The following is a 26,447-nucleotide window of genomic DNA, read 5'->3' as shown; positions in this document are numbered from 1 at the left end:
GTCAGGCGATCCTGGGCCGCCAGCCGGCGCCCCGAAGCAGATTGGCCGCTTCATACAGAGGCAGGCCCATGACGGCCGGATGGCTGCCGACGATGCGGCGTACGAAGGCGGCGGCCGCCCCCTGAATGCCGTATCCGCCCGCCTTGCCCCGCCATTCGCCAGAGGCGACGTAGGTCGCGATCTCTTCGGCCGACAGGGTCTTGAACGAGACGCGGGTGTCCACGACGCGGCAGGTCGTCTGGCCGTTCGCGATCACGACGACGCCGGTAAGGACGCGGTGATTGCGGCCGGACAGCAGTTCGAGGAAACGCTTGGCCTCGGCCTCGTCCGCCGGCTTTTCCAGCAGACGACGGCCCAGGGCGACGACGGTGTCGGCGGCCAGGACGATGGCGTCGGGCGAACGCGCGGCCACGACCTCGGCCTTGCCGCGCGCCAGGCGCTCGGCCAGACGCGTCGGCGTCTCGCCCTTCAGCGGAGTCTCGTCGATGTCGGCGGGATCAACATGATCGGGAACCACCCCGATCTGCGCCAGCAGTTCGATGCGGCGCGGGCTCGACGAGGCCAGAACGAGCCTCGGAGCCGGAAGGTCAGGACGCGACACGCGCGTCCTTACTTGAAGCGATAGGTGATGCGGCCCTTGGTCAGGTCGTAGGGCGTCATTTCAACCAGCACCTTGTCGCCCGCCAGAACGCGGATGCGGTTCTTGCGCATCTTGCCGGCGGTGTGGGCGATGATCTCGTGGTCGTTTTCCAGCGTCACGCGGAAGGTGGCGTTCGGCAGCAGTTCGCTGACGGTGCCGGGGAACTCGAGAAGCTCTTCCTTGGCCATGCGGTCTCTCTCGCCCGATGAAACAGCATAAGGCTCGCGTTGGGCGTGAACGCGAGCCGTAAAGGAGGCGCCTAATGCACCAAAACGCGGAAATAGTCGAGTTCAGCCGCGTCGATAGACGGCGCACACCAGCGTGAACAGCCTGCGGGCGGTTTCCTTGTCGATCTCGACCTTGCCCTCAAGGCGCGTCTTGAGCAGTTCAGCGCCTTCGTTGTGCAAGCCGCGACGGCCCATATCCACGGACTCGATCTGGCTCGGCGACGAGCCGCGCAGGGCTTCGTAATAGCTTTCGCAGATCAGGGCGTAGTCGCGGATCACCGTCTTCATCGGCGACAGCGACAGGACGTGGGTGCGGGCGAAATCCGGTCCGGCGATGTCGAAGGCCAGGCGGTTGTCCTGGGACGACAGGCGAAGCGTATAGGGACCGCCCTCGGCGCCCTCGGGCGTGAAGCTGTTCTGCTCGACCAGGTCGAAGATGGCGACGCGGCGCTGATGCTCGATCTCGGCGGTGGCGGCCGGCAGGGTCGCGGCGTCCACCTCGATGACCGACAGCTTGTGCGGACCGCTCATGGCTTGCTCTCGTCCAGATGGGTCGGGGCCATGCGGGCGGGCCAGCGGTCGGACAGGTCGGTCAGCACGGCGTCCAGGCATTCCACGTCGATCCGCAGATCGCCGCCCCCGGCGAACATCAGGATGACCCGGCCGCCCGGGGCCTCGGTCGGTTCGAAATCGAGGGCCAGCAGTTCCAGCGCCGATTCGGGCGCGCGCGGCAAACGGCGGCTCTTGACCGCCTCGACGTCGCCGAACTGCATCGCCGCCATGACGCGGGTGCCGCCGCATTCCCAGCAGAAGCGCGACAGGACGATAGTCAGGCGCCGCGCTTCCTTTTCCCAGCTGATGTCGACGGGACGCATGATGGCGTCCTGAAGCGCGGCCGAGATGATCTGCAGGTCGACGGCGTCCTCGGCCAACAGGCGCAGGGGCTCCATCGGCGCCAGGGCCTCCTCGGCCGCAGCATCGTTGTCAGAGGTCGCCTTGGCCTCAGTGTTCATCCGCCTCGCCCTTCACGCGCCGGACATCGGCGCCGCAGGCTCCCAGCTTTTCTTCCATCCGCTCGAAGCCGCGATCCAGATGATACACGCGACCGACCGTGGTTTCGCCCTCCGCGACCAGACCGGCCATGACCAGGCTGATCGAGGCGCGCAGATCCGTGGCCATGACCGGGGCGCCGTGCAGCTTCTCGACGCCGCGCACCCGCGCCTCGCCGGCGTGGACCGAGATGTCGGCCCCCAGACGCGCCAGTTCGGGCGCATGCATGAAGCGGTTCTCGAAGATGTTCTCGTGGATGATGCTTTCGCCCTCGGCGGTCGTCATCAGAGCCATGAACTGAGCCTGCAGGTCGGTGGCGAAACCCGGATAGATATCCGTCGTGACGTTGACGGCCTTCAGCCGCTGCGTCGGATCGCGGCGGACGATAAGGCCGTCGGCGGTCGGCTCGACCTCGACCCCGGCCTCGATCATCTTGTCGGTCAGGGCGGTGATCAGGTCGGCGCGGCCCTTGGTCAGGCGCACCTCGCCCCCCGCCATCGCCGCAGCCAAAGCATAGCTGCCCATCTCGATCCGGTCGGGAATCACCGACCAGGTCGTGCCCGACAGCGACGAAACGCCGGTGATGGTCAGGACGTCGGTGTCCAGACCCTCGATCCTGGCGCCCATGGCGATCAGGCAGCGGGCCAGGTCGCCGATCTCGGGTTCACGCGCGGCGCGTTTCAGCACCGTCACGCCATTGGCCAGCACGGCGGCCAGCAGGGCGTGTTCCGTGGCGCCGACCGAGACGAAGGGAAACTCGATCTCGGCCCCTTGCAGCCCCTTGGGCGCGTGAGCGGAGACGTAGCCTTCCTCCAGTTCGATTTCAGCCCCCATGGCCGTCAGCGCCATCAGGTGCAGGTCGACCGGGCGGGCGCCGATGGTGCAGCCGCCGGGCAGCGAGACCTTGGCCTCGCCCGAGCGGGCCAGCAGCGGCCCCAGGACGTTGAACGAGGCCCGCATCTGGCGAACCAAATCATAGGGGGCGAAGGTCGAGGTCAGTTCCGGCGCATGGAACAGGGTCTCCTGCCCGTCCGCGCCGTTGCGTTCCGTCACCTGGACGCCGAACTGGCGCAGCAGTTGGCCCAGGAACTTGGTGTCCGCCAGACGCGGCATGTTGGTCAGCAGCAGGGGCTGATCCGTCAGGATCGAAGCCGCCATCAGCTTGATGGCCGAATTCTTGGCGCCGCTGACCTCGATCTGGCCGTTCAGGCGGTTGCCGCCGTGGATGACGATGCTGTCCATGGAATCTTTCGCGGCCGGAAACACTGCGCCCCGGCGAACCGCTTATCTAGCAAGCCCTTACGCCCTCGCGAAAGAGCCGGATGCGCGTGAACGCGATGACTTTCAGTTGCGCTCGGTAGCGGGGCGCGGCGCGACGGTCGGCGTCTTGCGGCGCTTCAGGTTGGTGCGCAGGGCGGCGGCCAGGCGCACGGCCCGCTCGGCCTTGGCCTTCTGCTCGCGGGTCGGCTCCACGACCGGGGCGGCGGGAACGGCGTCTTTGGGCGGTGTTTCCATGCGGCGCAGCAGACCGCGTGCAAAGTTTTTGATCAAGCGTGCATTTTGGACTTGTGCGGCCCCGAAGTCGTTGGCTATACGGCCGCTCTCCTCGTTGAGGGCCGCCGTAGCTCAGTGGTAGAGCGCATCCTTGGTAAGGCTGAGGTCGTGGGTTCGATTCCCCCCGGCGGCACCATCCCGGCCCTTGCAGATCAATGATTTGCAAGGGCCGGGGCCACTCTCCTGACAATCAGATGCGATGTCCTGACGCGGTCGAATTGCGCCCGTTCGGCGCCTGACGTCTGGTCAAGTCCGCCCTACGCCCGCTAGACCTTCCAACCTCAGTTTTTAGGGGTTTGGGGGCTTTTCATGAAGCGCAGCTTGTTGACCACCGTCGCGGCCCTGGCCGTGGCCTTCCCGGCGTTCGCGCAAACGACTCCGGCGACCGATTCGACGGCGACCGCCGCCACGCCTGCCAAGCCGAAATGGGACGTCCAGAACCCGCCGGGCGCGTCGCACGAGGCGACCATCGACGTCACCGAGGGCACCTGGATGTCGCTGGACGTCAGCCCTGACGGCCGCGAGATCGTCTTCGACCTGCTGGGCGACATCTATGTCATGCCGATCAGCGGCGGCGAGGCCCGCGTCATCGCCTCGGGCGTCGCCTGGGACATGCAGCCCAAATACTCGCCGGACGGCCGCTCCATCGCCTTCACCTCGGACCGGGGCGGCGGCGACAACCTGTGGGTCATGGACCGCGACGGCGCCAACGCCAAACAGGTGTCGAACGAGACCTTCCGCCTGCTGACCCAGCCCGACTGGTCGCCGGACGGCCAGTTCGTCGTCGGCCGCAAGCATTTCACCTCATCGCGCTCGCTGGGCGCGGGCGAGATGTGGATGTACCACCGCGCAGGCGGCGGCGGCGTGCAGCTGACCGAGCGCCGCACCCAGCAGAAGGACACGGGCGAGCCCGCCTTCTCACCCGACGGCCGCTACCTCTACTTCAGCGACGACTCCACAGCGGGCGGCGTGTTCGACTATTCCAAGGACCCGAACACCCAGATCTATGTGATCCGTCGCCTGGATCGCGAGACGGGCGAGGTCACGCCCTTCGTCACCGGCCCGGGCGGCTCGATTCGCCCCACCCCCTCGCCCGACGGCAAGTCCTTGGCCTTCATCCGGCGTGATCGGTACAAGTCGGTCCTCTACGTCATGGACCTCGAATCGGGTCGCGAGACCCCGATCTATGAGGGTCTGGACCGCGACCTTCAGGAAACCTGGGCCATCCACGGCGTCTATCCGACGATGAGCTGGACGCCGGACAACCGCGGCATCGTCTTCTGGTCGGGCGGCAAGATCCATCGCATCGACGTGGCCTCCAAGGCCGTCAGCGAAATCCCCTTCCACGTCGCCGACACCCGCCGCGTGCAGGAGGCCGTGCGCTTCCCCGTCGAGGTGGCGCCCGACCAGTTTGACGTGAAGATGGTCCGCTGGGCCCAGACCTCGCCGGACGGCTCCAAGGTGGTGTTCGAGGCCCTCGGCAATCTGTGGATTCGCGATCTGAGGAATGGCGTCGCCGGGACGCCCCGCCGCCTGACGCGCCAGAACGACCATTTCGAGCTCTATCCGTCCTGGTCCCGCGACGGCCGCTCCATCGTCTACACGACCTGGAGCGACAAGGACCTGGGCACGCTGCGGGTGATTCCCGCCGCCGGCGGCGAAGGCCGCGTCATCAGCGCCCAGCCCGGCCACTATCTGGAGCCGCAGTTCTCGCCGGACGGCCAGACCGTGGTCTATCGCACCTCCAGCGACGGCTTCCTGCGCACGGCCCTGTGGAGCCGCGAGCCGGGCGTCTATCGCACCTCGGTGCGCGGCGGCGAGCCGACCCTGATCACCGACGAGGGTTCGAACCCGCAGTTCGGCGCGCGCAACGACCGCATTTTCCTGACCTCGCGCGACGGCGACAAGCGGGTGCTGAAATCCGTCAACCTGTCGGGCGACGACGCGCGCACCCACCTGAGCAGCGAATGGGCGGCCGAGTTCTCGGTCTCGCCTGACGAACACTGGGTGGCCTGGACCGAGCGGTTCAACGCCTATGTGGCGCCCTTCGTCTCGACCGGCCGCGCCGTCACGGTCGGCGCCGAGACCAAGGCCCTGCCCCAGACCCGCGTCACCCGCGACGCCGGCGAATGGCTGCACTGGTCGGGCGATTCCAGCCGCCTGCAATGGTCGATGGGACCGGAGCTGTTCTCGCGTCCGTTGAGCGACAGCTTCGCCTTCGCCGAGGGCGCGCCCGCCGAACTGCCCAAGCCCGCCGAGCATGGGGTCAAGATCGGCTTCAGCGCCGACTACGCCAAGCCGACTGGCCGCGTGGTCCTGAGCGGCGCCCGCCTGATCACCATGAAGGGCGACGAGGTCATCGAGGACGGCGTGGTCGTGGTGAACGGCAACCGCATCGAGGCCATCGGCCCGCGCGGCTCGGTCACGGTCCCGACCGACGCCCGCGTCATGGATATGGCTGGCAAGACCATCATCCCCGGCCTGGTGGACGCCCACTGGCACGGCTCGATGGGCTCGGACGAGATCATCCCGCAGCAGTCCTGGGTCAACTACGCCGCCCTCGCCTTCGGCGTGACCACGATCCACGATCCGTCCAATGATTCGAGCGAGATCTTCGCCCACAGCGAACTGGCCAAGGCCGGCCGCGTGGTCGGGCCGCGCATCTTCTCGACCGGCACCATCCTGTACGGCGCGGCGACGCCCTTCACGGCCCAGGTCAATGATCTGGACGACGCCCTGTCCAACCTGCGCCGGATGCAGGCCATCGGGGCCTGGAGCGTCAAGAGCTACAACCAGCCGCGCCGCGACCAGCGCCAGCAAATCCTGGAGGCCGCGCGCCAGCTGGGCATGATGGTCGTGCCCGAGGGCGGCTCGCTGTTCCAGCACAACATGAGCATGGTGGTGGACGGCCACACCACGATCGAGCACTCGATCCCGCTGGCCCGTCTGTACGCCGACGTGCATCAGCTGTGGCGCCAGACCAAGGTGGCCTACACCCCCACCCTCGTCGTGGCCTACGGCGGCGCCTGGGGCGAGAACTACTGGTACGAAACGACCGACGTCTGGAAAGACCCGATCCTGAGCCAGTACGTCCCGCGTCGCGTACTGGACAGCCGCTCGCGTCGCCCGGTCAAGACGCCGCCGGAGGAGCTGAACCACATCTCCATCGCCCGCGAGGCTGCGCGCCTGGCTGACCAAGGCGTGTCGGTGCAGATCGGCGCCCACGGCCAGCGCGAAAGCCTGGGCGCCCACTGGGAGCTGTGGATGTTCGAGCAGGGCGGCATGACCCCGCACGAGGCCCTGCGCGTCGGCACCCTGAACGGCGCTGCGGCGCTGGGCATGGACAAGGACATCGGCTCGCTGGAAACCGGCAAGCTGGCCGACCTGGTGGTGCTGGACGCCAACCCGCTGGAGAACCTGCGGAACACGGTCAAGATCGGCTACACCATGATCAACGGCCGGATCTTCGACAATCAGATGAACGAGGTGGGTCAGGCCCCGCGTCAGCCCTTCTGGCACCAGACCGCCGACGGTCAGGCCTGGAGCGCGGGCGCAGCCTCCGCCGAGGCCGACTCGCACAGCCACAGCCACGGCCACGACTGACGATCCTCAGTCCTGAAACGATGAGGGCCCGACCATCCGGTCGGGCCTTTTTTCATGCGCTGCTTTAAATCGTCATCCCGGAAACGGCGAAGCCGTTATCCGGGACCGCAGGAAACGCAACGAATGGAGGCGTCGGCGCCTTGGGCGGTCCCGGCTCTCCGCTGCGCTGCGGGCGGGATGACGGCGATGTGGAAGCTACTTGACCGCCGCCGCCAGCAGGGCCGACCGCTTGGCCGCCCTGCCCTTCAACCAGCGCATCAGCACCACCGCGCCGACGACCACCGCGGCGAAGGCGATCAGCATCAGGGTCGGCCCATGAGCCTCGCTCATGAACTCCAGCTGCGCCAACCCCTTGGCGGCCAGATAGCCCGGCGCCAGCATGGCCAGCACCCAGACGAAGGCCGAGGTGACATTGGCCAGTTGGAACACCCGCTGGCGCATCCGCAGCACGCCGACCATGACCGGCACAAAGGCGCGCAGAGGCCCGAAAAAGCGGCCGATGAAGATGGAAGCCACGCCGTAGCGACGGCAGTAGAGCCGCGTCCAGGCGATCTTGCGACGGTGCGGCAGCAGCATGGGCTGGCGCAGCACGCCCGTGCCCAGTCGCCGACCGATCCAGTAGGAGATGGCGTCGCCCATCACCGCGCCTGCGATGCAGCCGACGATGACGGTCATGGGATCCAGAACGCCGGCCGCCACCAGTCCGCCCGCAGCGACCAGCAGGCCGGTGGCCGGCACGAAGGCGCCGATGACCACCAGCGACTCGAAGAATGTGACCAGCCCCAGAACGACCCCGGCCCAGACATGGTGTCTGGCGATGAAATCGGCGGCCGAACTAAGCAAACTATCCATACTGGTCCTCTGTCTCCCGACGCATATGGGAGATCGCCGCCCGAAGGGAATGCGGCGATGGGACGCCCCGGGCGAAACGCTCCGCGCCGTGGCGCGAAGACCTCAGTCCGATCGGACGGTTGCGGCCTCTAGCCGCCGGTCTGCAGGGAAACCCCGACCGAACTGGTCGTGCCCTGTGCGACGTCAGGGCGAACCCGCAGCGGCGCATAGGGCCGACCGCGGAAATAGGGCCCCTCGAAGCCGAGCGGCTCCATCATGCCGAACGGACGACCATAGCCGCCGTGAGGATAGTCCCGATACGAACCATAGCCGTAGCCCCAGGGACTGTTCTTGGTCTGGCTGACGCTCAGATTCAGCACGCCGTTCTCGCCTATCGGCAGCGACACCGCCGCCGCATAGTCGCGATAGCCGCCAGTGCCCATGCCGACGCTGACCTGACCATGCATCTTGCGCGGTTCGGCTTCGGCCCAGGGATCGACAGGGGCTTCGGGCGCTTCCGCCGTGCGTTCGCCGATCCAGCGGGCGATCTGCTGGTCCGTGCTCAGGCCATGGGGCGCGGCGGTCTGGACGGTGGTGCTGGGCGAGGCCTCGGTGGTGGATGCGGCCAGCATGGCCGCGGTGGCGGTCGGCACAGCCTGTTCGCCGCGCGGCGCGGTGGCCACGACGCCCTCGGGATCCATGTTCGCCAGCAACATCGCGGCGGCGGCCAGTTCGATCATCATGCGCCCGTACTCCCGTTCACCACCACCCTAACCGCAAATGCGGCCCCAAGACGACCATCCGCTCAGGCGGACCCGTCGCCGCGCCCAAGAGGATCGGGCAGCGGCTCGCCCTCCGGCACGAAGCTGAGAGCCACCGAGTTGATGCAGTAGCGCAGACCGGACGGCGGCGGGCCGTCGGGGAAGACGTGGCCCTGATGGCTGTCGCAGCGGGCGCAGCGGGTCTCGACGCGGACCATGCCGTAGCTGCTGTCGCGGATGGCGCGCACGTGCGCCTCGTCCACCGGCACGCCGAAACTGGGCCAGCCGGTGCCGCTTTCGAACTTGGTGGCCGATCGGAACAGCGGCAGGCCGCATTCCCGGCAGCAGAAGACCCCAGTCCGTTTCTCGCCCAACAGCGTGCCGCAGAAAGGCGCCTCGGTGCCGTGGGCCAGCAGGACGCGCTTTTCCTCCGGCGACAGGTCGGCCTCCAGCGCCACGCGCTGGCTCTCGCTCGGCGGCGTCAGATCATAGCCCGAGGGCGAACGCTGCGGCGCGGGGGATTCGGTCTGGGTCATGCACCCAAAATAGGAAGGGCCGGACGATGTTTCCACCGCCCGGCCCCAATCCTTAGCCCCTTCGGACCTCAAGCAGCCCGAAGGGCGGTAGGCCCACTCAAATGGCCTCAAGCAGCCCGAAGGGCGGTAGGCCCCTTAAAAGAGACCACCGACCCAGGCGCGCACAGCCGTTTCGTCGGCCGGGTTGCCAGTGAAGGCCAGGCCCTGCGCCGGGGTGAAGGGCTGGTTGCTGGCGCGCTGGCGCGTCGTCCAGGCCTTGTGGCCGTAGCTGAGGTCCGCATAGTTCGACGGCAGACGCTGAACGGTCGGCTCGATGAAGATCGAGTCGACGGCGGTGGCGGCGCCGGCCAGACGCACGTTCGGCAGACGGGTCAGCAGGTCCAGCGTGTCCAGGCAGCCGCCTGAGCAGCCGCCGTCGACCAGAACCACGACCTGGCCCTGAACCGGGTTGGCGGCGCCGGTGTCGGCGACCGACGGACGGCCCGGCATGACGAAGGTCTGCTGGCCGGCGGCCAGGGCCGCGTCAAAGGCAGCGACGATGGCCTGAGTCTGTTCGATCACAGCGCCCGATTCCTGCACGAAGCGCGGATCGGCCTGCATACGGCCGAGGGTCTCGGCGAACCACTGACGGTTGGCGGCGGTGGCGCGATAGGTGATCTGACCGGCTTCCGGCTGGCGGCTGACGGTGAACTCGGGCGTCCACAGGCGGTTGGCCAGGCCGTAGCCGCGCGAGGTGGCGTTGACCGAGGCGCCGCCCGCGCCGCGCAGGTCGATCACCAGGCCCTGCGAACCGCGCAGCGTCGTCAGCTGGCTCTCGACCTGAGCGAAGAAGGCGTCCCAGCCGGCGTCGTCGGCCAGGGAGTTGACGTGAACCCAGGGGCGGCCGTCCACCTGTTCAATCGACAGCTTGGTCGCGCCGGGCGTGAAGACCGAGGCGCGGTAGGCGGCTTCCAGGTTGGCCGGCGTCGCCGGTTGCGGGGTCAGGGTGTAGGCGCGCGTGCGGCGGCCGACGGCGAATTCGCAGACCGAAGGCATGCCCGACACCATCGGGTTATTGCGGTTCCACAGCAGGTAGGGCGCGGTGCGCGCGCGACCGGCCTCGGTCTTCAGGTCGCCCTCGAAGCCATCCAGCTTGGCCTTGGCGAAGTCCGCGATCGGCTGGACATTGCAGGTCTTGAGCACGGCGCCGAGCGGCGGCGCGCCGCGCACGCCGGGCTGGACATAGGAGACGACGTATTCGCCGTTGCGCCAGGCCGTGGCCACGCCGGGCCAGCTGGTGGCGAAGAACGGGCCGAGACCTTCGAAGGTCGGGCGGATGGCGATGTTCGCGTCACGGAATCCGTTGGCATAGTAGCGCATCAGATAGGCGTGGCTGTCGCCGCTGTTGACCTGCCCGGCCTTGCCCATGGCGTCCTGCAGTCCGGCGTCGATCCAGCTGCGGAAACCTTCGCTGGCCGCGCCCGGCACCACGGCGGCCGGATGGTTGGCTTTCAGGGCGTCGTGTGCGGCCTGAAGGTCCTGGCGCGCCAGGTCGCTGAAGTTCTGGGCCGAAGCGCCGCCGGCCGCGAAGGCCAGGGCGAGAACAGCCGCCGAAGCGGCGAGCAGACGTTGCATGAAGGAAACTCCCAGGGGGCCGTCGAAACGCGGTTTGGCCGTGTTTAAACCCAAGAAAGGTCCCCGTTCCAGTCCCACGAAGAATTGACCGCGCGACGGGTCGCCGCAACCGCCGGTTTACTCGCGCCGGCGCGCGCCCTATCCGGAACAGGTTCCTTTTCAGAACCAGCGCCGAATGCCCCTCATCTCAGATCTCTTTCTAACGTCCAGCGGCCGCATCGGCCGGGTTGGCTTCATCGCCGGCGCCGGCGCCCTGCTGGCCCTGTGGGCGGCGTTCGACCTGCTGGCGCCCTTGGCGTTGCGAGATATGGCCGGCTGGGTCGTCGCGGCCCTGCTGCTCTACTGCGGCGCCTGCGTCCTGTCGCAACGACTGCATGATCGCGGACGGTCGGGCTGGTGGAGCGGGCTGATCCTGCTGGCCGTCGCCCTGGCCTGGCCCCGCCCCCAGGCGCCGCTGGACTGGGCCGCCGCGGCCGTCCTGATCGTGGTCGCCTTCGATCTGGCGCTGCTTCCCGGGCAGAAGGCCTTCAACCGCTACGGCGCGCCGCCGAAGACTCAGAGCGGCGCAACGCCGGCCTGAACCGGACCGAAGACGCGCTGGAACGACGCCTTCAGCGCCCCGTCAGCCTCATCCATCGTCGCCAGAACGCCGAGATCGACCAGGCTGGTCACGCCGTGTTCGGTGATGCCGCAGGGCACGATGCCGCCGAAGTGGTCCAGGTCCGGCTCCACGTTCAGGCTGATGCCGTGGAAGCTGACCCATTTGCGCACCTTGACGCCGATGGCCGCGATCTTGTCCTCGCGGCTCCAGCCCGCGCCCTTGCGCTCGACCCAGACGCCGACGCGGCCCTCGCGCATCCCGGCCTCGACCCCGAACTGGTCCAGGGCGCCGATGATCCAGTCTTCCAGCCCGTGAACGAAGGCGCGCACGTCCTTGCCGCGCCGGTTCAGGTCCAGCATGACATAGGCCACGCGCTGGCCCGGCCCGTGATAGGTGAACTGCCCGCCCCGTCCCGTCCGGTGGACCGGGAAGCGGTCGGGGGCCAGCAGGTCGTCGTCCTTGGCCGAGACCCCCGCGGTATAGAGAGGGGGATGCTCCAGCAGCCAGACCACCTCCTCGGCCTCGCCCGCCGCGATGGCCGCGACGCGGGCCTCCATGGCTGCGACGGCGGGTTCGTAATCGACATAGCCGGTCGAGACCGCCCATTCGACGGCATGGCCGTCGGCGCGGATCAGGGAGGGTTCGATCAGGCTTAACGGGTCGGCAAGCATGAGGCTTCAATGTGTTTCCGAACGCGGCGGCGCAAGGGCCGCCCGTTGATTGTGAGTATCGTCTTGAGCCAGATCGAAGCCGTTGATGTCGAGATTTCGGTCGTGCTGGGCCGTTCGGTCCTGCCGATGCAGCAGCTTTTGCGCATGGGCCGCGGCGCGGTGATCCCTCTCGACGCCTCGGAAAAAGACGAGGTCTGGATCCTGGCCAACAACCACCCGGTGGCGCGCGGCGAGATCGAGATTCGCGACGACCGCATCGCCATCACCGTGACCCGCACCGCCGACGTCTACGACTTCATGGCCGGCGCGGCCTAAGCCTTCCCTCTCCCGATGGGAGAGGGCTTGAGCGCACGAGAGCGTCAGCGATCGTTCTTGCGCGAAAGGGTGAGGGTTCTCGGCTTATGTCGGCGAATGCCGCAGATCTACGGCTGAACGCCGACTGGACTGTCAGCCCCTCACCCTTTCGCCTGACCAATCGCTACGCTCTTGGAGGCTCAAGCCCTCTCCCGCCGGGAGAGGGACTCTGGGGGGAAAATCGTCACCTTCGCCTATTTCCGCAAAACCCCCTTTTCTTTCCGTCGCCTCTCCGCTATTGCCCGCCCTCCGATGCGAGCGGTCGTGGCGGAATTGGTAGACGCGCAGCGTTGAGGTCGCTGTGGGGCAACCCGTGGAAGTTCGAGTCTTCTCGACCGCACCATCTGATCTGACAGGGCGAAACTCAGCTGCTACCAGGCTGATGACATTCGGGGAGGCAGACACGTGACCAACACGGATTCCGCCTCCCCGGCCCCTGCTCCCGACATCGAAACCGAAGATCACGTCGCCCTCGGCGAGGACTACGCCCTGACGGCGTCCTTCGTCGAAAAGGTCGTGGACGCCGCCGACGACGGCGACGGCATGCGCCTGCGCGGCCTGCTGGAAGACCTGCACCCCGCCGACGTCGCCGACCTGATGGGCTTCCTGACGGCCGAGCACCGCGCCGTGGTGGTCCAGTGGCTGCCGCCGGACCTGCTGGCCGACACCCTGCCCGAGCTAGATGACGGCATCCGCGAGGAAGTGCTGGAGCGGGTGCCCCACCTGACCCTGGCCGAAGCCCTGCAGGAGCTGGAGTCCGACGACGCCGCCGCCGTGGTCGAGGACCTGGAGGACGACCAGCGCGAGAAGGTGCTGGCCGCCATGCCCGAGGTCGATCGAGCCGCGATCGAAAGCTCGCTGGGCTACGCCGAGGATTCCGCCGGTCGCCTGATGCAGCGCGAGGTCATGGCCGCGCCGCAGTTCTGGAACGTCGGCGACACCATCGACCACGTCCGCCGCCAGGGCGAGGACCTGCCCGAACTCTTCTTCGACATCTATGTGGTCGATCCGCTGAACCGCCCGGTCGGCGGCGTCGCCATCAGCCGCCTGCTGCGCGCGCCGCGCGAGACGCCCCTCTCCGAGTTGATGGAGCCGGTCAACGAGGTCGCCGTCAATGTCGATCAGGAAGAGGTCGCCTACATCTTCGAGAAGTACAACCTGATCTCGGCCCCTGTCGTGGACGTCTCGGGCCGGCTGGTCGGCCAGCTGACGGTCGATGACATCGTTCACATCATTCAGGAAGAGAACCGCGAGGACATCCTGCGCCTGGCCGGCGTCTCGGATGAAGACCGGTCCTCGGGCGTGCTGGAGATCGTGCGCGGTCGCGTGCCCTGGCTGGGCATCAACCTGTTCACCGCCATGCTCGGCGCCGGGGTCATCGCCTTCTTCGAGGGCACGATCCAGCAGATCGTCGCCCTGGCCGTCCTGATGCCCATCGTCTCGGCCATCGGCGGCAACGCCGGCACGCAAGCCCTGACCGTCACCGTGCGCGCCCTGGCGACGCGCGAGTTGAACAGCTCCAACGCCGTGCGCACCTTCTCGCGCGAGATGATGGTGGGCCTGGCCAACGGCCTGGTGCTGGCTCCCCTGGTGGGTCTGGCGGCGGGTTTCTGGTTCCAGGAATGGCGCCTGGGCGCGGTCATCGCCGCGGCCATGATCCTGAACCTGCTGGTCGCAGCCACGGTCGGGGTGCTGACGCCGTTGACCCTGTCCAAGCTCAAGTTCGACCCGGCCGTCTCCTCAGCCGTCTTCGTGACGGCGACCACGGACTTTTTCGGTTTCCTGATCTTCCTCGGCCTGGCGACCCTCGTCCTGCTCTGAAGCGGGACCGCGCATTTCGGAACACGGCTTGCTGCTTCGCCTAGCGGGCGAGCGCGCCCGTTTCGAAATGGGTCAGTCCGTGTCCGCAGCCACGTCCCAACGCATGAAGGTGTCCCGCGAGGGTCTGCTTCTGATCAAGAGCTTCGAGGGCTTTCGTCCGCGGGCCGTTCGTCGCCGCGACGGCGTGCTGACGATCGGCTATGGCCACACCCGCTCCGCCCGCAACGGCGCCACGATCACCGAGGTCGAAGCCGAACTTCTGTTGCAATACGACCTGATGCCGGTGGTGGAGGCGATCAACACCCGCGTGTTGATCCCGCTGAATCAGCATCAGTTCGACGCCTTGGTCAGTTTCATCCTATCGATCGGCCTGAAGCGGTTCGAGGGTTCGGACGTGCTGGAACGGCTGAACGCCGGCGCGACGTCCAAGGCGGCCGAGGCCCTCAGCGGTTGGCCCGACCGCACGCCGCCGCCGGTCGACGCCCTCTATCGTCGCCGCTCGGCCGAACGCGCCCTGTTCGACACGCCCGCCGACCGTCCCGCCCCGCTGGACCGGCTGTTGACCGCCCCCGTTCAGGGGCCCGGCGCCCGCGCCGACACCCCCGCCGACGACAGCGCGCCCGCCACCATTCAGGTGCTGCGTCACGAGCGTCGCGCCATGCCCGCCGCCCATGCCGGGGACACCGGCGCGGTGATCTTCATCGGCGGCATCGGCCTGCTGGCCTTCATGGCCGGGATCGCCGCCTTCCGTCGCACCCTGACGGCGTCGCAGACAGCCGACGGTGCCATGCTGATCGGCGGGGTTCTGGTGCTGCTGGGCTTGATCTTCATCGGCGTGGCGGGGTGGAACCTGGCGCGCAACCGGAACAATAAGAGCGCCGTCTAAGGCCGCTTTGCGAAGCGCGTGCGCGATGCTACGGCTTGCGGCATGAGCATTCCCTTCGCGCCCCAATCCATGGAATTCGGCCTCGGCGAGAACGCCGACGCCATTCGTGAAACCACCGCCCGCTGGGCCGCCGACCGCCTGGCCCCGCTCGCCGCCGAAATCGACGAGAAAAACGAGTTCAAGCGCGAGCTGTGGCCCGAAATGGGCGAGCTGGGCCTGCACGGCATCACGGTCGAGGAAGAGTTCGGCGGCCTCGGCCTCGGCTACCTCGAACACGTCGTGGCGATGGAAGAAGTCAGCCGCGCCTCGGCCTCGATCGGCCTCAGCTACGGCGCCCACTCCAACCTGTGCGTCAACCAGATCCGCCGCTGGGGCACGCCCGAACAGAAGCACAAATACCTGCCCAAGCTGATCAGCGGCGAGCACGTCGGTTCGCTGGCCATGTCCGAAGCCGGCTCAGGCTCGGACGTCATGTCGATGCGCACCCGCGCCGACAAGAAGGGCGACCGCTACGTCCTGAACGGCACCAAGTTCTGGATCACCAACGCCCCGTCGGCCGACACCCTGGTGGTCTACGCCAAGACCGACCCCGAGGCCGGCTCCAAGGGCTGCACCGCCTTCCTGGTCGAGCGCGGCATGAAGGGCTTCAGCGTCTCGAAGAAGCTGGACAAGATGGGCATGCGCGGCTCCGACACCGCCGAGCTGGTGTTCGAGGACTGCGAAATCCCGGAAGAGAACGTCATGGGCCCCGTCGGCGGCGGCGCCGGGGTGCTGATGAGCGGCCTGGACTATGAGCGCGCCGTCCTGTCGGCCGGTCCGCTGGGCATCATGCAGGCGGCGCTGGACGTGGTCCTGCCCTACGTCCGCGAGCGCAAGCAGTTCGGCAAGGCCATCGGAAGCTTCCAGCTGATGCAGGCCAAGGTCGCCGACATGTACGTCGCCCTGAACAGCGCCCGCGCCTATGTCTACGCGGTGGCCCGCGCCTGCGATCAGGGCAAGACCACCCGTTATGACGCGGCGGGCGCCATCCTGCTGGCCTCGGAAAACGCGGTGAAGGTCTCGCTGGAGGCCGTCCAGGCCCTGGGCGGCGCCGGCTACACCAGGGAATGGCCGGTCGAGCGTCTGGTCCGCGACGCCAAGCTCTATGACATCGGCGCCGGCACCAACGAAATCCGCCGCTTCCTGATCGGGCGCGAACTTCTGGGCTGACGAAACCGCGCGGCGGGCGAAGGGTCGCCTTGATGATCACTCTGCCCGCCACGTGACGAAACATTAAGCCGCACCCCATGCGTTGGGGATGGCGCGGTCGTCGCGCCGCCCCTAACTTGGCGGACCTTCGCTCCCCGAGTCTCGCCTGATGACGCTTGTTTCCACGCCGCCGCCCGACGAGAGCCGGACGTTTTCCGACGTGCTGGAGCGGCTGGGCTATGGCGACGATCCCAAGCTGAGCCTGAAGGAGATGGTCGAGGCCTTCGGCGAGCGCGGCTTCGGCGCCGTTATCCTGATGCTGTCGCTGATGGCGCTGATCCCCTGGCCTCCGGGCGGCAAGGCGGTGTTTTCGGTGCCGATCATCCTGATCGCCGCAGAACTGGCGCTGCAACGCGACAAGGTCTGGCTGCCGCGCTGGCTGATGAAGGCGTCGGTCAGCCGCGCCACCTATCTGAACGCCAGCCAGAAGATCCTGCCCCGCCTCCGTCAGATCGAGCGGCTGACGCGGCCGCGCCTGCCGATCCTGACAGGCGAGGCCGCCGACGTGGTCGTGGGGGTCATCTGCATCCTGCTGGCGCTGATGATGGCCATGCCCGTGCCGTTCGGGGACGCCCTGCCCGGCCTGACCCTGGCGATCTTCGGCCTGGGCATCATCCAGAGGGACGGCGTCTTCATTATCGCCGGCCTGATCGGAACGGCCGTCTGCGGGGTCTATCTGACCCTGGTCTGGGCGACGGTCGTGGCCATCATCCACGGCATCGCTCACTGGTTCGGCACGCTGTTCTAGTCAGCTTGCGCTCAAGCAACGCGAAGCGTGGTAGCGCCAACAAAAATGCGCTCAAGCAGCGCGAAGCGTAGCAGCGCCAACAAAAAGCGCCGCCGGGTTGCCCCAGCGGCGCTTCATTGTCTGACCGCGAACGGCCGAACCGCTGCCTTCCCGAAGGATCAGGCCCGGGCCTCCCGAGAGGACCAGATCGCGGCTGTCGCTCGCGATTGATGACAATGAGACACTGGCCACCTCCTTTCGACTGCTGAACAGGAAGGTCAGGCTAGGACCGCTTGGCGGGCGCCGTAAAGGCCGCTCCCGCCATCGTGATCAGGGAGCCGGCGACGGCCCCGCCAGCCCCTGCATGATCATGCGGTTGATGTCGATCAGGGTCTCGAAATCGTCCTCGCCGCGCATCACCACCGAGGTATGGCGGTTGATGAAAAGGTCCAGAGAAATGATCTGGGCCCGCAAGGCCTGGGGCATGGTGTTGGACGGCTCGCTGCACGCCGTGGACAGGGCCGACCACAGCCGCCGGTTCCAGTCCAGGGCGTCGATCCGGGTGGAGATGTCCGCCTTGTCGACCGTGGCCGCATGCATCAGCGCGCGTGTCACCTGGCCGAACAGCCGGTATTCCATGTCGCGCGGAGATTCAGCCCGCGTCGCCGCCGTCTTGTACGCCTGAAGCGACATTACCGAGCCTTTGTTCTTCGTATTCGACGATCTTACGGGCGCCCATCAGGGCCTTGTAATACTGGCGCGCCAGCACGTGCTTGGAGCAGGTGACGCATTCCGCCAGGATGTCCGGGTTGCGGATCGCCCCCATGAACTCGGTCAGGCGCAGGGCGAATTCGTCATAGAAATTCGGCGCCGACGCTTCGTCCAGATACATCATCATGACGGGGAAATAGATGCGCCGCGCCGGCGTGTTCACGTCCTCGGGCTGCATGATGTCCTTCTCGCGCAGGACGCTGGCCTTGTTCTGCAGGACCAGGACGCCGCGCCGGTCGCCGTTCTGGACGACAGCGCCGTTCAGGACGAATTTCTCGCCGGGCTTGAGCGATAGTTTCAGCGGCAAAGGGAATCTCCGTGGCGCGCCCCAACCTGAACGGTCGGCGGCTGAGGAACTGTAAAGCGACGTGGTTAACCATCCCTTCCAGAACGTGTCAGGGATATTGCGCGGACAGGACGCACGGAACGCCCGCCGACCTCCGCCGTTACCTCTTGCGAACAGGGAGACGCGGCGGTGGCCCATCCAGACATCGACTTTGAAGGCCAGGATCAGGCGGAAATCTATGACGAAACCCACCTCGACGACGAGGGCGAGGGCGACATTTCGTTTGATGAGGCTGACGATGTTCTGGACGTGACCCAGGCCGACGGCGACGCCGACGACGAGCCCTTTGACGAGGACGATCAGGACCTTGACGACGCACTGGCGCTGGACGGCGTCGAAGCGGAGGCCGACGCCCTGCTCGGCGTTGTTTCAGCACCGATCAGCGAGACCGACGCCGACGGCGAAGTGGGCTCCGCGCCCGACGAGGTGGAACTGGTCTACGCCGGCCTGATGCGCAATCAGCGCGGCGCCCAGGCCAGCGCCGCCCACTGGGAGGCCAGGCGCCTTTCCGATGACGACATCGAGGACCTGGGCTACGGCCCCGACAGCGAGGAGAGAGCATGACCGAACGCCATCCCAGCAAGGCGCAGGAAGACGCCGACCCCAACACGGCCCCCTCCAAGAGCGCGCCGCGCGAAGTGGGCAAGCCGGACCAGTTGAAGGACAAGGCCAAGGAGGCCGAGAACCGTCAGGAGGCCCTGATCGACGAGGCCTGCGAGGAAAGCTTCCCGGCCAGCGATCCGGCGGCGGCCAAGCGGATCACCTGAGCGGCCGCGGACGGTCTGTTCAGGCGCGTCCTGATAAGCTACCTGCTCGTCTCCCCCCGATTGGAGCAGGTTTTTCATGAGCCGGTTCGAAGGCACGTCCGACTATATCGCCACCGACGATCTGAAGGTCGCCGTGAACGCCGCCGTGGCGCTGGAGCGCCCGCTGCTGATCAAGGGCGAGCCGGGCACCGGCAAGACGGTCCTGGCCTATGAACTGGCGCGGGCGCTGAACGCGCCGCTGATCACCTGGCACGTCAAGTCGACGACCAAGGCCCACAACGGCCTCTATGAATACGACGCCGTCAGCCGTCTGCGCGACAGCCAGCTGGGCGACGAGCGGGTGCACGACGTCCGCAACTATCTGAAGAAGGGCAAGCTGTGGGAGGCCTTCACCGCCCCCGTTCGCCCCGTCCTGCTGATCGATGAGATCGACAAGGCCGACATCGAGTTCCCCAACGACCTGCTGCAAGAACTCGACCGCATGGAGTTCTATGTTCAGGAGATCGACGAGACGATCCGCGCCGAAATTCGCCCCGTCGTGGTCATCACTTCGAACAATGAAAAGGAGCTGCCGGACGCCTTCCTGCGCCGCTGCTTCTTCCACTACATCCGCTTCCCCGACGCCGAGACGATGCAGGACATCGTCGAGGTCCACTTCCCCGGCATCAAGCCGCGCCTGGTCGCCGAGGCCCTGCGCACCTTCTACGAAATCCGCGACACGCCGGGCCTGAAGAAGAAGCCCTCGACCTCCGAACTGCTGGACTGGCTGAAGCTGCTGCTGGTCGACGACATTTCGCCTGAGACCCTGCGCGAAAAGACGCCCGGCAAGCTGATCCCGCCGCTGCACGGCGCCCTGCTGAAGAACGAGCAGGACGTGCACCTGTTCGAGCGGCTAGCCTTTCTGAACCGCCGCGAAGGCGCCCGGCCGGGATCGTAACGGAGCGCCGCGCCCCCGCCGCCTTCGATTACCGCGATTTCACTGGATAAGGCGCGCCTTGCGCGCACAATCGGACCCGAACTGGAGCCGACCATGCATCAGATTCTCTGGCCCGTCTGCGCCCTCGCGCTCATGACCGCCGCCTGCGACAGCGGCGGAACGGTGCGCATCACCACGACCACGTCGGGCAAGGAGTCGCGCGGCGTTCTCAAGGTCGTCGACGCCCTGCAATGCCCCCAGACCCAGGGCGTGCTGACCCGCAAGGGTTCCGCCCGCGCCGACGGCGCCACCTGCGTCTACAGCGGCCCGCGCGGCGCCGAGGTGACGCTGCATCTGGTGTCGCTGGACGGCGCCTCGGTCCATGACACGCTGAAGGCTTTCGAAAACCGCCTGACCGCCGATCTGCCCGAAGCCATGGCCGAGGTCCGATCGGCGGAAGACCGCGCGCGCGCCGATGCGGCCCGAGCCGAGGCCGACGCCGCCAGGGCCGAAGACGACGCCATCCGCGCCGAAGCCGACGCCGCCCACGCCGAGGCGACAGCCGCCGCCGACTCCGCCCATGTCAGCGCGCCCGGCATGCGCGTGGACGCCCAGGGCGACAAGGCGTCCGTCCGCCTGCCCGGGATGCGGATCGACTCCGACGGCGACCGCGCCAACATCAAGATCGGCGGCATCACCATCCGCGCCGACGACAAGAACGGCCAGGTGAACGTCGCCTCGGACAAGGAGGTCGTCTCCATCGACGCCGCCGACGGCGCCGCCCGCATCCGCACCAGCGCGCCAGGCGAGGCGGTTCGCGCCACCTTCCTGATGACCGCCGACCAGTCCTCGACCACCGGCTGGCGCGTCGTCGGTTATGAGGCGCGCGGACCTTCGGGCGGACCGATCATCGTGGCCACGGTGCGCGGCAAGGACCGCAACGAAAACCGGGTGTTCGACGCCGCCAAGGCTCTGGTGACGCTGAACGTCGGGGATTAACCCCCACGAATCGCAACGCTTGCCCTTGATCGGGCGTTCGGGATGCGTCACCTCACCTGCCCCATGCGCAGGATGCCGAACTTGCCCGAAGATTACGAAGACCTGGCGCCCAAGCCCAAGCCGAGAACGCCCAAGCCCCCGCGCGCCTGGCAGCGGATGCTGTCGGGCCGTCGCCTGGATCTGCTGGATCCCTCGCCGTTCGACATCGAGATCGAGGACATCGCCCACGGCCTGGCCCGCGTCGCCCGCTGGAACGGCCAGACCATCGGCGAGCATGCCTTCTCGGTCGCCCAGCACTCGCTGGTGGTCGAAGAGATCGCCGCCCACATCCGTCCGGGGCTGGAGCCGAAATGGCGTCTGGCCGCCCTGCTGCACGACGCCTCGGAATACGTCATCGGCGACATGATCTCGCCGTTCAAGTCGGCGCTGGGCGCCGGCTACAAGGACTTCGAGGCCCGGCTGGAAGCCGCGATCCACGTCCGCTTCCAACTGCCGCCCAAGACGCCGCAGACGATCAAGACCCTGATCAAGAAGGCCGACCGCGCCTGCGCCTTCTATGAGGCGACGCAACTGGCCGGGTTCAACAAGCGCGAGTCGCTGCAGATCTTCGGCACGCCGCCCGCCGGCTATGACCTGATCATCGACCCTCTGCCCGCCTCGGTGGCGCAGCAGCGCTATCTGGACCGCTACCGCGTTCTGGCCGAAGCTGTCGGCATCCTGCCCGGCGCCGACGCCTGGCACACGGAATAGGAACTGCATGACGCAAGGGGGGGAACAGGGCGTGCGGATCGGCCTGTCGGCCGTGGTCATCGCCCTGCGCGCCGGTCAGGCCGTGGTCCTGACCACCCACGCCGCCGACGGCGCCCCGGCGCTTCCCTTTGGCCCGTTCGATCCCGCGCGCGACCGCACCTTCGAACTGGCCCTGCGCGCCTTCGTCACCGAGCAGACGGGCTTCCCCCTCGGTTTTGTCGAGCAGCTCTACACCTTCGGCGATGCAGGCCGCGCCTCGCCGCGCGCCACGCCGGGGCCTGAGCGCGCCCGCGAGGTCTCGGTCGGCTATCTGGCCCTGACCGCCGACGCGCCCGAGGCCCCCGGCCTGGACGCCGCCTGGACCCCCGCCTTCGACATCTTCCCGTGGGAGGACTGGCGCGACGGCCAACCCGCCGTAATGCAGGCGCTGGAGCCCGCCCTGCGCGCCTGGGCCGACGGCGACGCCCGCCGCCTGGGTCGCGCCGAGACCCTGTTCGCCCTGACGCTTGATCGCCGCTGGAATGAAGAGCGGGTGCTGGAGCGCTATGAGCTGCTCTATGAGGCCGGCCTGGTCGCCGAGTCCGCCCGCGACCACGACCGCCTGGCGCCCCCGGCCCTGCCCGACCTGCCGATGGCCTCGGACCACCGCCGCATCGTCGCCACCGCCCTGGGCCGCCTGCGCTCGAAACTGAAGTATCGCCCGGTCCTGTTCGACCTGACGCCCGACACCTTCACCCTGTCGGCCCTGCAGGCCGCCGCCGAGGCCGTCGCGGGCCTGTCCCTGCACAAGCAGAACTTCCGTCGCGGCGTCGAACGCGCCGGTCTGGTCCAGGCCACAGGGGTGTTTTCCAGCGATACCGGCGGTCGTCCGGCCGAGCTGTTCCGCTTCGTCGGCGCCGATCCCCTGGGCGGTCCCGCGCCCGGCCTGACCCTGCCCGGACAGCGCTGAAACTTTTATCGAATTTCTTCGCTCGAATCGCTTGCGGCCCGCGCCGCCTTTGACTAGAGAAGCCCCTCGCTCGACCAAGCGAATATCGGCCCCGCGGAGAGGTGGCAGAGTGGTCGAATGTACCGCACTCGAAATGCGGCGTAGGTGGAAGCCTACCGTGGGTTCGAATCCCACCCTCTCCGCCACCGGCTGTTCCTAGATGTCCATCTAGGAACAGGGCCGTCCGAATAGCTCAATGAAATCCTAGCCATGCGTCCACCACCATGTGGACAGGTTCGCGGGCGCGCGTCACAATCCGCCTAACAAACGTGGGTAGTGACGAGGGTAGCTATGCGGAACCTGTCCAGGCTGAGCGCCCTATTCGTTGGCCGCACCAAAGAGCCGGGCATGTATGCCGATGGCGGCGGCCTTTACCTTCAGGTGAGCCGATCCGGCACAAAGTCGTGGATATTCCGCTACGCACTCGACGGCCGCGAACGCGAAATGGGGCTTGGCCCGCTTCACACGATTACGCTCACAGAAGCCAGAAACTTGGCGATGGAAGCGCGTCGGTTGAAGCTGTCGGGGATTGATCCCATCGATGCGCGCAAGGCGGAGCGACAAGCCAAGCGACTGGAAGACGCCAAGGCGATCAGCTTCAAACAGGCTTCGGCTGCCTACATCAAGACCAACAAGTCAGCCTGGAAGAACCCCAAGCACGCCGCACAGTGGGAATCGACGCTGACCACCTATGCCGACCCGATTTTCGGAAGCTTGCCCGTGGCCGCCATAGACACGGCTCTGGTGATGAAGGCTCTGGAGGCGATCTGGTCCGAGAAACCCGAGACCGCCAGCCGGCTACGCGGACGGATCGAGTCCGTGCTGGATTGGGCCACGGCGCGAGGATACCGCACGGGCGAAAACCCCGCGAGGTGGCGCGGCCATCTCGACAAGATGCTGCCCGCCCGTGCGAAGGTACAGGCCGTCCAGCACCATGCCGCCCTGCCCTATCGCGATCTTCCAGCTTTCATGTCGTCCCTTCGCAGCCAAACCGGCGTCGGCGCCCTCGCTTTGGAATTCGCCATTTTGACCGCCGCCCGAACGGGCGAGGTTATCGCCGCTACCTGGGACGAGATCGATCTCGACGCCGCCACCTGGACGGTCCCCAAGGAGCGGATGAAGGCCAAGAGAGAGCACAAGGTCTTCTTGAGCGACGGCGCCCTTGCGATCCTGCTCCTACTGAAAGAGGGGGCCCGAACTGATTTTGTCTTTCCTGGCAACGCGCCCGACAAACCGCTTAGCAACATGGCCATGCTCTCCACCCTCAAACGGATGAATCGGAAAGATCTCACGACGCACGGCTTCCGCAGCACCTTCAGAGATTGGGCGGCTGAAACGACGGACTATCCGTCGGAAGTCGTAGAGATGGCCCTAGCCCATGCGGTCGCCAACAAGGTGGAAGTTGCCTATCGTCGCGGCGACCTATTTGAGAAACGGAAAGGTTTAATGCGCGATTGGGGTGCCGCCACCTATTAGGAATACGCATGTCAAAGAAACCGAAGACACGCCCATCACCCTCCAATGACGCCCTCATCGCCATTGATGATGTGGCGATCCGAGCTTCGCTTCATGCTTTCCTCGAAGCCGTCCTTGCAAGCTGCTTGGACGTTTTGCAGTCCGAAAAATTGTCAAATGAGGAGTTCATGCGTCTCGCAGGTTCGGCCTTGCGGTCGGAACTGCGTTCGTCGGATGTGGAACATCTCAGCGAACGAGCCCGCCGAGCTCTTTCCGCTCGCATATTTTGGGCATCGATAGTTTTCAAGCGAAAGGCAGTCCTAGCAGATGACCCTGAACGCGCGGCCTTTGTTGACGGCATGCTTTTCGACACCGTCATGGCAGCGAGTTATCTCGCGCAGCTTGGGGAAAATAAGGTCGAACTTATGGAAAGCGTCCTGGGGTTTCGGACCCACAAGGAGGGCCTTTCGTCCGGCGGAACAGAAAGTGCGAAAGTGCGGATCACATGGCGAGTTGAGGCGCTCAAACGCTATGACCGCTATGTCCTAGCGCATCCACACATCACGGCTTCCACCGACATTGCCAAAGGTATTCGAAAGATGGGGCCGATTTCTGGTTGGCCCTCGGACAAGCAGGTCGCGTTCGTCGTTGCTCAGTGGAAAGCAGCCAAAAAGCGGCAATCGGAAACGCGATTAAATCCGTTTAGCTAGTTCAGCCTAGCTGCGCATCGCCTGCACTTCCCTGAACCTCTGGACGTCCGCCACTGACGGCGGCCGCCTAGGAGTTTCACGTGCACAACACGGCCCATAAGATGGCGTTGACCGTCTCGGAGTTCTGCTCCTCATATTCGATCGGTCGAAGCACCTTCTATCAACTCGTGAAGTCGGATCGCATCCGGCCTTTGAAAGTCGGTAAGCGCACCGTGATTGCGGTGTCGGAGGCTCAACGCTGGCTCGACAGTCTGTCGGCCGAATAGGCCTGCCCATAGCCCCTCCGCCGTCCACGCTCGCTTTCTGAGCGCCCCTCCTCACACATGAGAACAGGAGTCTTCGCTAGCGCGAGGACACGATGATGCGCGCCTCAATATCTTCCCTCACCGACCCCAAGCGATCCGCTAGGATCAAGTTTGTCTGGCTTCGACAGGTCTTCACCGATCCCGCCACCAGTCATCTGGCCTGCCGCGTGGCGGGCCTCCTGATCGACCACATCAACGGCGTCACAGGCGAAGCCTGGCCCTCGCAGTCGCGTTTAGCCGAGGCCGCAAGTGTCACCCCTAGGGCGATCCAGAACGCTCTCAAGAAGCTGATCTCCGGCGGGCACCTGAAAGTCCGCAGAAAGCCTGGTCTCACCAACCGCTATCGGCCGCTTCTCAAACCGGTGAATGATCGTTCGCTAGACGGTTCTAGACCTACGAACGTCGGTTCCAAAACCGACGAACCCCGCTTCGGCCGACTCCTAGAGACTCCTTTGAATAAGCCGCTGGACGAAGCGGAACGCCAGCGCCTGGGCGTGAAATGGCGACCCTCGCTAAACAGTTGGGCGGCCGCTCATCGCGTGGTGGCGCCGATGCGTAGCCCATTTCCTGACAACCGAGACGAGCGCCGCGAAGTCGAAGCAGACGCGCGATACGACTTCGACGCCGATGTCGCCTCGGCCGAAGCCGAAGCCAACGCCGCCCAGCTCGACGCGGCGCTGGCCCAGATCATAGGCGGTAACCACCAGGTGCTGGCCGGCTTCCGCCGCTTCGAAGCTCAACTGGCCGAACGCGCACGAGAAGACACCCGGCACGTCGCCGCGCTGTCCAAGATCGTGATCGCCCCAGGCGACGTTACAAATGCGGCCTACCGTGGGGCCGCAGCCGGCGTTCAGCAGCAACATGGCGACGACATTCGACAGGTCTCCGATACGGTTCAACAGGTCGAGACCGTCGCGAAGCGGTTGATCGAGAACGCCAAGGAGGAACGCACCGAACGTCGCCTATGGGTTGAGGCCACCATGTACGCGGCCTGCGCCGCCGCTGTGGCAATCCTCATCGCTGGCACGGTCGGCTACTTCGTCGGCTCCGACAGCGGAGCCAGGGAGGGCTATGCCGCCGCCCGCGACGAAAAAGCCGCCGCCTCCTGGGCCATGACTTCGTCCGGTCGCTTCGCCCTGGAACTGGACAGGGCCGGTGTGCTCGACCGGATGCGCACCTGCGACACCGAGGGCTTCATCCGCAAGAAGCGCCAGGGCCGGGCCGCCTGCTTCACGACCAGAGGGTGGTATCTGCCATGAGCGGGACGACCAAACACGGCGCGCTGGCGCCGTCGCCGTTCCCGCCGCATCGCGGCG

30 protein-coding genes and 3 tRNA genes are annotated in these 26,447 nt (G+C 66.7%); 20 read left to right on the top strand and 13 right to left on the bottom strand.

Features of this window, described 5'->3' with window-relative positions:
• Nucleotide 1 precedes the first annotated feature (1 nt).
• The 6 genes from AC3IS2_RS04045 to AC3IS2_RS04020 form a co-directional block, all read right to left on the bottom strand.
• Nucleotides 2–601, bottom strand: coding sequence for a Maf family protein (locus AC3IS2_RS04045; protein WP_489199389.1), 600 nt, complete (start codon nucleotides 599–601; stop codon nucleotides 2–4).
• A gap of 8 nt (nucleotides 602–609) precedes the next feature.
• Nucleotides 610–828: a translation initiation factor IF-1 gene (gene infA / locus AC3IS2_RS04040; protein WP_008261544.1), complete on the bottom strand. Its 219-nt coding sequence runs from the start codon at nucleotides 826–828 to the stop codon at nucleotides 610–612.
• A gap of 102 nt (nucleotides 829–930) precedes the next feature.
• A complete protein-coding gene (locus tag AC3IS2_RS04035; RefSeq protein WP_489199388.1) occupies nucleotides 931–1,398 on the bottom strand; it encodes a UPF0262 family protein in 468 nt (155 codons plus the stop codon).
• A complete protein-coding gene (locus tag AC3IS2_RS04030; RefSeq protein ID WP_489199387.1) occupies nucleotides 1,395–1,880 on the bottom strand; it encodes a DUF2948 family protein in 486 nt (161 codons plus the stop codon). Before AC3IS2_RS04030 ends, AC3IS2_RS04035 begins: the two co-directional genes overlap by 4 nt.
• Complete coding sequence (murA, locus tag AC3IS2_RS04025) at nucleotides 1,870–3,159, bottom strand: UDP-N-acetylglucosamine 1-carboxyvinyltransferase (protein WP_489199386.1); 1,290 nt, start codon at nucleotides 3,157–3,159, stop codon at nucleotides 1,870–1,872. The genes AC3IS2_RS04030 and murA overlap by 11 nt, the downstream gene beginning before the upstream one ends.
• 102 nt (nucleotides 3,160–3,261) lie before the next feature.
• On the bottom strand, nucleotides 3,262–3,468 hold the full coding sequence (locus AC3IS2_RS04020; protein WP_489199385.1) for a hypothetical protein: 207 nt from the start codon (nucleotides 3,466–3,468) through the stop codon (nucleotides 3,262–3,264).
• Nucleotides 3,469–3,532: 64 nt separating this feature from the next.
• Between AC3IS2_RS04020 and AC3IS2_RS04015 the strand changes: the two genes are divergently transcribed.
• Both AC3IS2_RS04015 and AC3IS2_RS04010 read left to right on the top strand, forming a co-directional pair.
• Nucleotides 3,533–3,607: transfer RNA gene (locus tag AC3IS2_RS04015), tRNA-Thr, on the top strand.
• A 173-nt stretch (nucleotides 3,608–3,780) separates the two neighbouring features.
• A complete protein-coding gene (locus AC3IS2_RS04010) occupies nucleotides 3,781–7,074 on the top strand; it encodes an amidohydrolase family protein (RefSeq protein WP_489199384.1) in 3,294 nt (1,097 codons plus the stop codon).
• Between the two features lie 195 nt (nucleotides 7,075–7,269).
• Here the strand turns inward: AC3IS2_RS04010 and AC3IS2_RS04005 are convergent, their stop codons facing one another.
• The 4 genes from AC3IS2_RS04005 to AC3IS2_RS03990 all read right to left on the bottom strand — a co-directional run bounded on the left by AC3IS2_RS04005 (nucleotide 7,270) and on the right by AC3IS2_RS03990 (nucleotide 10,816).
• Nucleotides 7,270–7,926, bottom strand: coding sequence for a DedA family protein (locus tag AC3IS2_RS04005; protein WP_489199383.1), 657 nt, complete (start codon nucleotides 7,924–7,926; stop codon nucleotides 7,270–7,272).
• 128 nt (nucleotides 7,927–8,054) lie between these two features.
• The gene (locus AC3IS2_RS04000; RefSeq protein WP_489199382.1) at nucleotides 8,055–8,648 is read right to left on the bottom strand and encodes a hypothetical protein; all 594 of its coding nucleotides are present in this window, start codon (nucleotides 8,646–8,648) and stop codon (nucleotides 8,055–8,057) included.
• Between the two features lie 62 nt (nucleotides 8,649–8,710).
• Nucleotides 8,711–9,202 carry a peptide-methionine (R)-S-oxide reductase MsrB gene (gene msrB / locus AC3IS2_RS03995; protein ID WP_489199381.1) on the bottom strand — a complete coding sequence of 164 codons (492 nt, stop codon included), beginning with the start codon at nucleotides 9,200–9,202 and terminating at the stop codon, nucleotides 8,711–8,713.
• 135 nt (nucleotides 9,203–9,337) lie between these two features.
• Nucleotides 9,338–10,816, bottom strand: coding sequence for a hypothetical protein (locus AC3IS2_RS03990; RefSeq protein WP_489199380.1), 1,479 nt, complete (start codon nucleotides 10,814–10,816; stop codon nucleotides 9,338–9,340).
• A 175-nt stretch (nucleotides 10,817–10,991) separates the two neighbouring features.
• On the opposite strand from AC3IS2_RS03990, the gene AC3IS2_RS03985 reads away from it, so the two are divergent.
• Complete coding sequence (locus AC3IS2_RS03985; RefSeq protein WP_489199379.1) at nucleotides 10,992–11,396, top strand: DUF805 domain-containing protein; 405 nt, start codon at nucleotides 10,992–10,994, stop codon at nucleotides 11,394–11,396.
• Here the strand turns inward: AC3IS2_RS03985 and lipB are convergent.
• Nucleotides 11,372–12,088, bottom strand: coding sequence for a lipoyl(octanoyl) transferase LipB (gene lipB / locus AC3IS2_RS03980; protein WP_489199378.1), 717 nt, complete (start codon nucleotides 12,086–12,088; stop codon nucleotides 11,372–11,374). The two genes, AC3IS2_RS03985 and lipB, sit on opposite strands and share 25 nt — an antisense overlap.
• A gap of 9 nt (nucleotides 12,089–12,097) precedes the next feature.
• Between lipB and AC3IS2_RS03975 the strand changes: the two genes are divergently transcribed.
• The 6 genes from AC3IS2_RS03975 (at nucleotide 12,098) to AC3IS2_RS03950 (ending at nucleotide 17,145) form a co-directional block, all read left to right on the top strand.
• The gene (locus AC3IS2_RS03975) at nucleotides 12,098–12,403 is read left to right on the top strand and encodes a FliM/FliN family flagellar motor switch protein (RefSeq protein ID WP_489199377.1); all 306 of its coding nucleotides are present in this window, start codon (nucleotides 12,098–12,100) and stop codon (nucleotides 12,401–12,403) included.
• Nucleotides 12,404–12,700: 297 nt separating this feature from the next.
• Nucleotides 12,701–12,785: transfer RNA gene (locus AC3IS2_RS03970), tRNA-Leu, on the top strand.
• A 62-nt stretch (nucleotides 12,786–12,847) separates the two neighbouring features.
• Nucleotides 12,848–14,263, top strand: coding sequence for a magnesium transporter (mgtE, locus tag AC3IS2_RS03965; RefSeq protein WP_489199376.1), 1,416 nt, complete (start codon nucleotides 12,848–12,850; stop codon nucleotides 14,261–14,263).
• Nucleotides 14,264–14,366: 103 nt separating this feature from the next.
• Nucleotides 14,367–15,149, top strand: a complete 783-nt coding sequence (locus tag AC3IS2_RS03960) for a lysozyme (RefSeq protein ID WP_489199375.1) — start codon at nucleotides 14,367–14,369, stop codon at nucleotides 15,147–15,149.
• A 42-nt stretch (nucleotides 15,150–15,191) separates the two neighbouring features.
• Entirely contained in the window at nucleotides 15,192–16,358 is a 1,167-nt protein-coding gene (locus tag AC3IS2_RS03955; RefSeq protein WP_431565319.1) for an isovaleryl-CoA dehydrogenase, read from the top strand.
• Between the two features lie 148 nt (nucleotides 16,359–16,506).
• On the top strand, nucleotides 16,507–17,145 hold the full coding sequence (locus tag AC3IS2_RS03950) for an exopolysaccharide biosynthesis protein (protein ID WP_489199374.1): 639 nt from the start codon (nucleotides 16,507–16,509) through the stop codon (nucleotides 17,143–17,145).
• Nucleotides 17,146–17,454: 309 nt separating this feature from the next.
• Here the strand turns inward: AC3IS2_RS03950 and flaF are convergent, their stop codons facing one another.
• Both flaF and flbT read right to left on the bottom strand, forming a co-directional pair.
• Entirely contained in the window at nucleotides 17,455–17,817 is a 363-nt protein-coding gene (gene flaF, locus AC3IS2_RS03945) for a flagellar biosynthesis regulator FlaF (protein ID WP_489199373.1), read from the bottom strand.
• Entirely contained in the window at nucleotides 17,777–18,202 is a 426-nt protein-coding gene (gene flbT / locus AC3IS2_RS03940; protein ID WP_489199372.1) for a flagellar biosynthesis repressor FlbT, read from the bottom strand. Before flbT ends, flaF begins: the two co-directional genes overlap by 41 nt.
• Before the next feature lie 168 nt (nucleotides 18,203–18,370).
• Here flbT and AC3IS2_RS03935 point away from each other — a divergent pair, with 168 nt between their 5' ends.
• The 11 genes from AC3IS2_RS03935 (at nucleotide 18,371) to AC3IS2_RS03885 (ending at nucleotide 26,390) form a co-directional block, all read left to right on the top strand.
• Nucleotides 18,371–18,805 (top strand): hypothetical protein, encoded by a 435-nt coding sequence (locus AC3IS2_RS03935; protein ID WP_489199370.1) that lies wholly within the window; start codon nucleotides 18,371–18,373, stop codon nucleotides 18,803–18,805.
• Entirely contained in the window at nucleotides 18,802–19,008 is a 207-nt protein-coding gene (locus tag AC3IS2_RS03930) for a hypothetical protein (RefSeq protein ID WP_489199369.1), read from the top strand. The genes AC3IS2_RS03935 and AC3IS2_RS03930 overlap by 4 nt, the downstream gene beginning before the upstream one ends.
• 76 nt (nucleotides 19,009–19,084) lie before the next feature.
• Nucleotides 19,085–19,945, top strand: a complete 861-nt coding sequence (locus AC3IS2_RS03925; protein WP_489199368.1) for an AAA family ATPase — start codon at nucleotides 19,085–19,087, stop codon at nucleotides 19,943–19,945.
• Between the two features lie 93 nt (nucleotides 19,946–20,038).
• Entirely contained in the window at nucleotides 20,039–20,923 is an 885-nt protein-coding gene (locus tag AC3IS2_RS03920; protein WP_489199367.1) for a methyltransferase type 11, read from the top strand.
• Nucleotides 20,924–21,079: 156 nt separating this feature from the next.
• The gene (locus AC3IS2_RS03915) at nucleotides 21,080–21,673 is read left to right on the top strand and encodes a YfbR-like 5'-deoxynucleotidase (protein WP_441455625.1); all 594 of its coding nucleotides are present in this window, start codon (nucleotides 21,080–21,082) and stop codon (nucleotides 21,671–21,673) included.
• Nucleotides 21,674–21,680: 7 nt separating this feature from the next.
• Entirely contained in the window at nucleotides 21,681–22,622 is a 942-nt protein-coding gene (locus AC3IS2_RS03910; RefSeq protein WP_489199365.1) for an NUDIX hydrolase, read from the top strand.
• A gap of 95 nt (nucleotides 22,623–22,717) precedes the next feature.
• A tRNA-Ser gene (locus AC3IS2_RS03905) sits at nucleotides 22,718–22,807 on the top strand.
• Nucleotides 22,808–22,952: 145 nt separating this feature from the next.
• Complete coding sequence (locus AC3IS2_RS03900; protein WP_489199364.1) at nucleotides 22,953–24,137, top strand: tyrosine-type recombinase/integrase; 1,185 nt, start codon at nucleotides 22,953–22,955, stop codon at nucleotides 24,135–24,137.
• 8 nt (nucleotides 24,138–24,145) lie between these two features.
• Entirely contained in the window at nucleotides 24,146–24,826 is a 681-nt protein-coding gene (locus tag AC3IS2_RS03895) for a hypothetical protein (RefSeq protein ID WP_489199363.1), read from the top strand.
• Nucleotides 24,827–24,906: 80 nt separating this feature from the next.
• Entirely contained in the window at nucleotides 24,907–25,092 is a 186-nt protein-coding gene (locus AC3IS2_RS03890) for a helix-turn-helix transcriptional regulator (protein WP_489199362.1), read from the top strand.
• 95 nt (nucleotides 25,093–25,187) lie between these two features.
• Nucleotides 25,188–26,390 carry a helix-turn-helix domain-containing protein gene (locus tag AC3IS2_RS03885; RefSeq protein ID WP_489199361.1) on the top strand — a complete coding sequence of 401 codons (1,203 nt, stop codon included), beginning with the start codon at nucleotides 25,188–25,190 and terminating at the stop codon, nucleotides 26,388–26,390.
• The last annotated feature ends 57 nt before the right edge of the window (nucleotides 26,391–26,447 follow it).

The organism is Brevundimonas sp. KH_025 (assembly GCF_057839885.1).
The sequence above is the reverse complement of the archived record's forward strand: the minus strand, read 5'-3'. Positions and strand labels throughout refer to the sequence as shown.

Bases quoted from the DNA above. Each gene is read 5' to 3' on its own strand.
- AC3IS2_RS03950 (WP_489199374.1), top strand. From the start codon at position 16,507: ATGACGCTTGTTTCCACGCCGCCGCCCGACGAGAGCCGGACGTTTTCC.
- AC3IS2_RS04030 (WP_489199387.1), bottom strand. From the start codon at position 1,880: ATGAACACTGAGGCCAAGGCGACCTCTGACAACGATGCTGCGGCCGAG.
- AC3IS2_RS03885 (WP_489199361.1), top strand. From the start codon at position 25,188: ATGCGCGCCTCAATATCTTCCCTCACCGACCCCAAGCGATCCGCTAGG.
- AC3IS2_RS03910 (WP_489199365.1), top strand. From the start codon at position 21,681: ATGACGCAAGGGGGGGAACAGGGCGTGCGGATCGGCCTGTCGGCCGTG.
- AC3IS2_RS03925 (WP_489199368.1), top strand. From the start codon at position 19,085: ATGAGCCGGTTCGAAGGCACGTCCGACTATATCGCCACCGACGATCTG.
- AC3IS2_RS03900 (WP_489199364.1), top strand. From the start codon at position 22,953: ATGCGGAACCTGTCCAGGCTGAGCGCCCTATTCGTTGGCCGCACCAAA.
- AC3IS2_RS03930 (WP_489199369.1), top strand. From the start codon at position 18,802: ATGACCGAACGCCATCCCAGCAAGGCGCAGGAAGACGCCGACCCCAAC.
- AC3IS2_RS04005 (WP_489199383.1), bottom strand. From the start codon at position 7,926: ATGGATAGTTTGCTTAGTTCGGCCGCCGATTTCATCGCCAGACACCAT.
- AC3IS2_RS03895 (WP_489199363.1), top strand. From the start codon at position 24,146: ATGTCAAAGAAACCGAAGACACGCCCATCACCCTCCAATGACGCCCTC.
- AC3IS2_RS03985 (WP_489199379.1), top strand. From the start codon at position 10,992: ATGCCCCTCATCTCAGATCTCTTTCTAACGTCCAGCGGCCGCATCGGC.
- AC3IS2_RS04000 (WP_489199382.1), bottom strand. From the start codon at position 8,648: ATGATGATCGAACTGGCCGCCGCCGCGATGTTGCTGGCGAACATGGAT.
- AC3IS2_RS03920 (WP_489199367.1), top strand. From the start codon at position 20,039: ATGCATCAGATTCTCTGGCCCGTCTGCGCCCTCGCGCTCATGACCGCC.
- infA (WP_008261544.1), bottom strand. From the start codon at position 828: ATGGCCAAGGAAGAGCTTCTCGAGTTCCCCGGCACCGTCAGCGAACTG.
- msrB (WP_489199381.1), bottom strand. From the start codon at position 9,202: ATGACCCAGACCGAATCCCCCGCGCCGCAGCGTTCGCCCTCGGGCTAT.
- AC3IS2_RS03915 (WP_441455625.1), top strand. From the start codon at position 21,080: ATGCTGTCGGGCCGTCGCCTGGATCTGCTGGATCCCTCGCCGTTCGAC.
- AC3IS2_RS04035 (WP_489199388.1), bottom strand. From the start codon at position 1,398: ATGAGCGGTCCGCACAAGCTGTCGGTCATCGAGGTGGACGCCGCGACC.
- murA (WP_489199386.1), bottom strand. From the start codon at position 3,159: ATGGACAGCATCGTCATCCACGGCGGCAACCGCCTGAACGGCCAGATC.
- flaF (WP_489199373.1), bottom strand. From the start codon at position 17,817: ATGTCGCTTCAGGCGTACAAGACGGCGGCGACGCGGGCTGAATCTCCG.
- AC3IS2_RS03975 (WP_489199377.1), top strand. From the start codon at position 12,098: ATGTGTTTCCGAACGCGGCGGCGCAAGGGCCGCCCGTTGATTGTGAGT.
- AC3IS2_RS03955 (WP_431565319.1), top strand. From the start codon at position 15,192: ATGAGCATTCCCTTCGCGCCCCAATCCATGGAATTCGGCCTCGGCGAG.
- AC3IS2_RS03990 (WP_489199380.1), bottom strand. From the start codon at position 10,816: ATGCAACGTCTGCTCGCCGCTTCGGCGGCTGTTCTCGCCCTGGCCTTC.
- AC3IS2_RS04010 (WP_489199384.1), top strand. From the start codon at position 3,781: ATGAAGCGCAGCTTGTTGACCACCGTCGCGGCCCTGGCCGTGGCCTTC.
- lipB (WP_489199378.1), bottom strand. From the start codon at position 12,088: ATGCTTGCCGACCCGTTAAGCCTGATCGAACCCTCCCTGATCCGCGCC.
- AC3IS2_RS03960 (WP_489199375.1), top strand. From the start codon at position 14,367: ATGAAGGTGTCCCGCGAGGGTCTGCTTCTGATCAAGAGCTTCGAGGGC.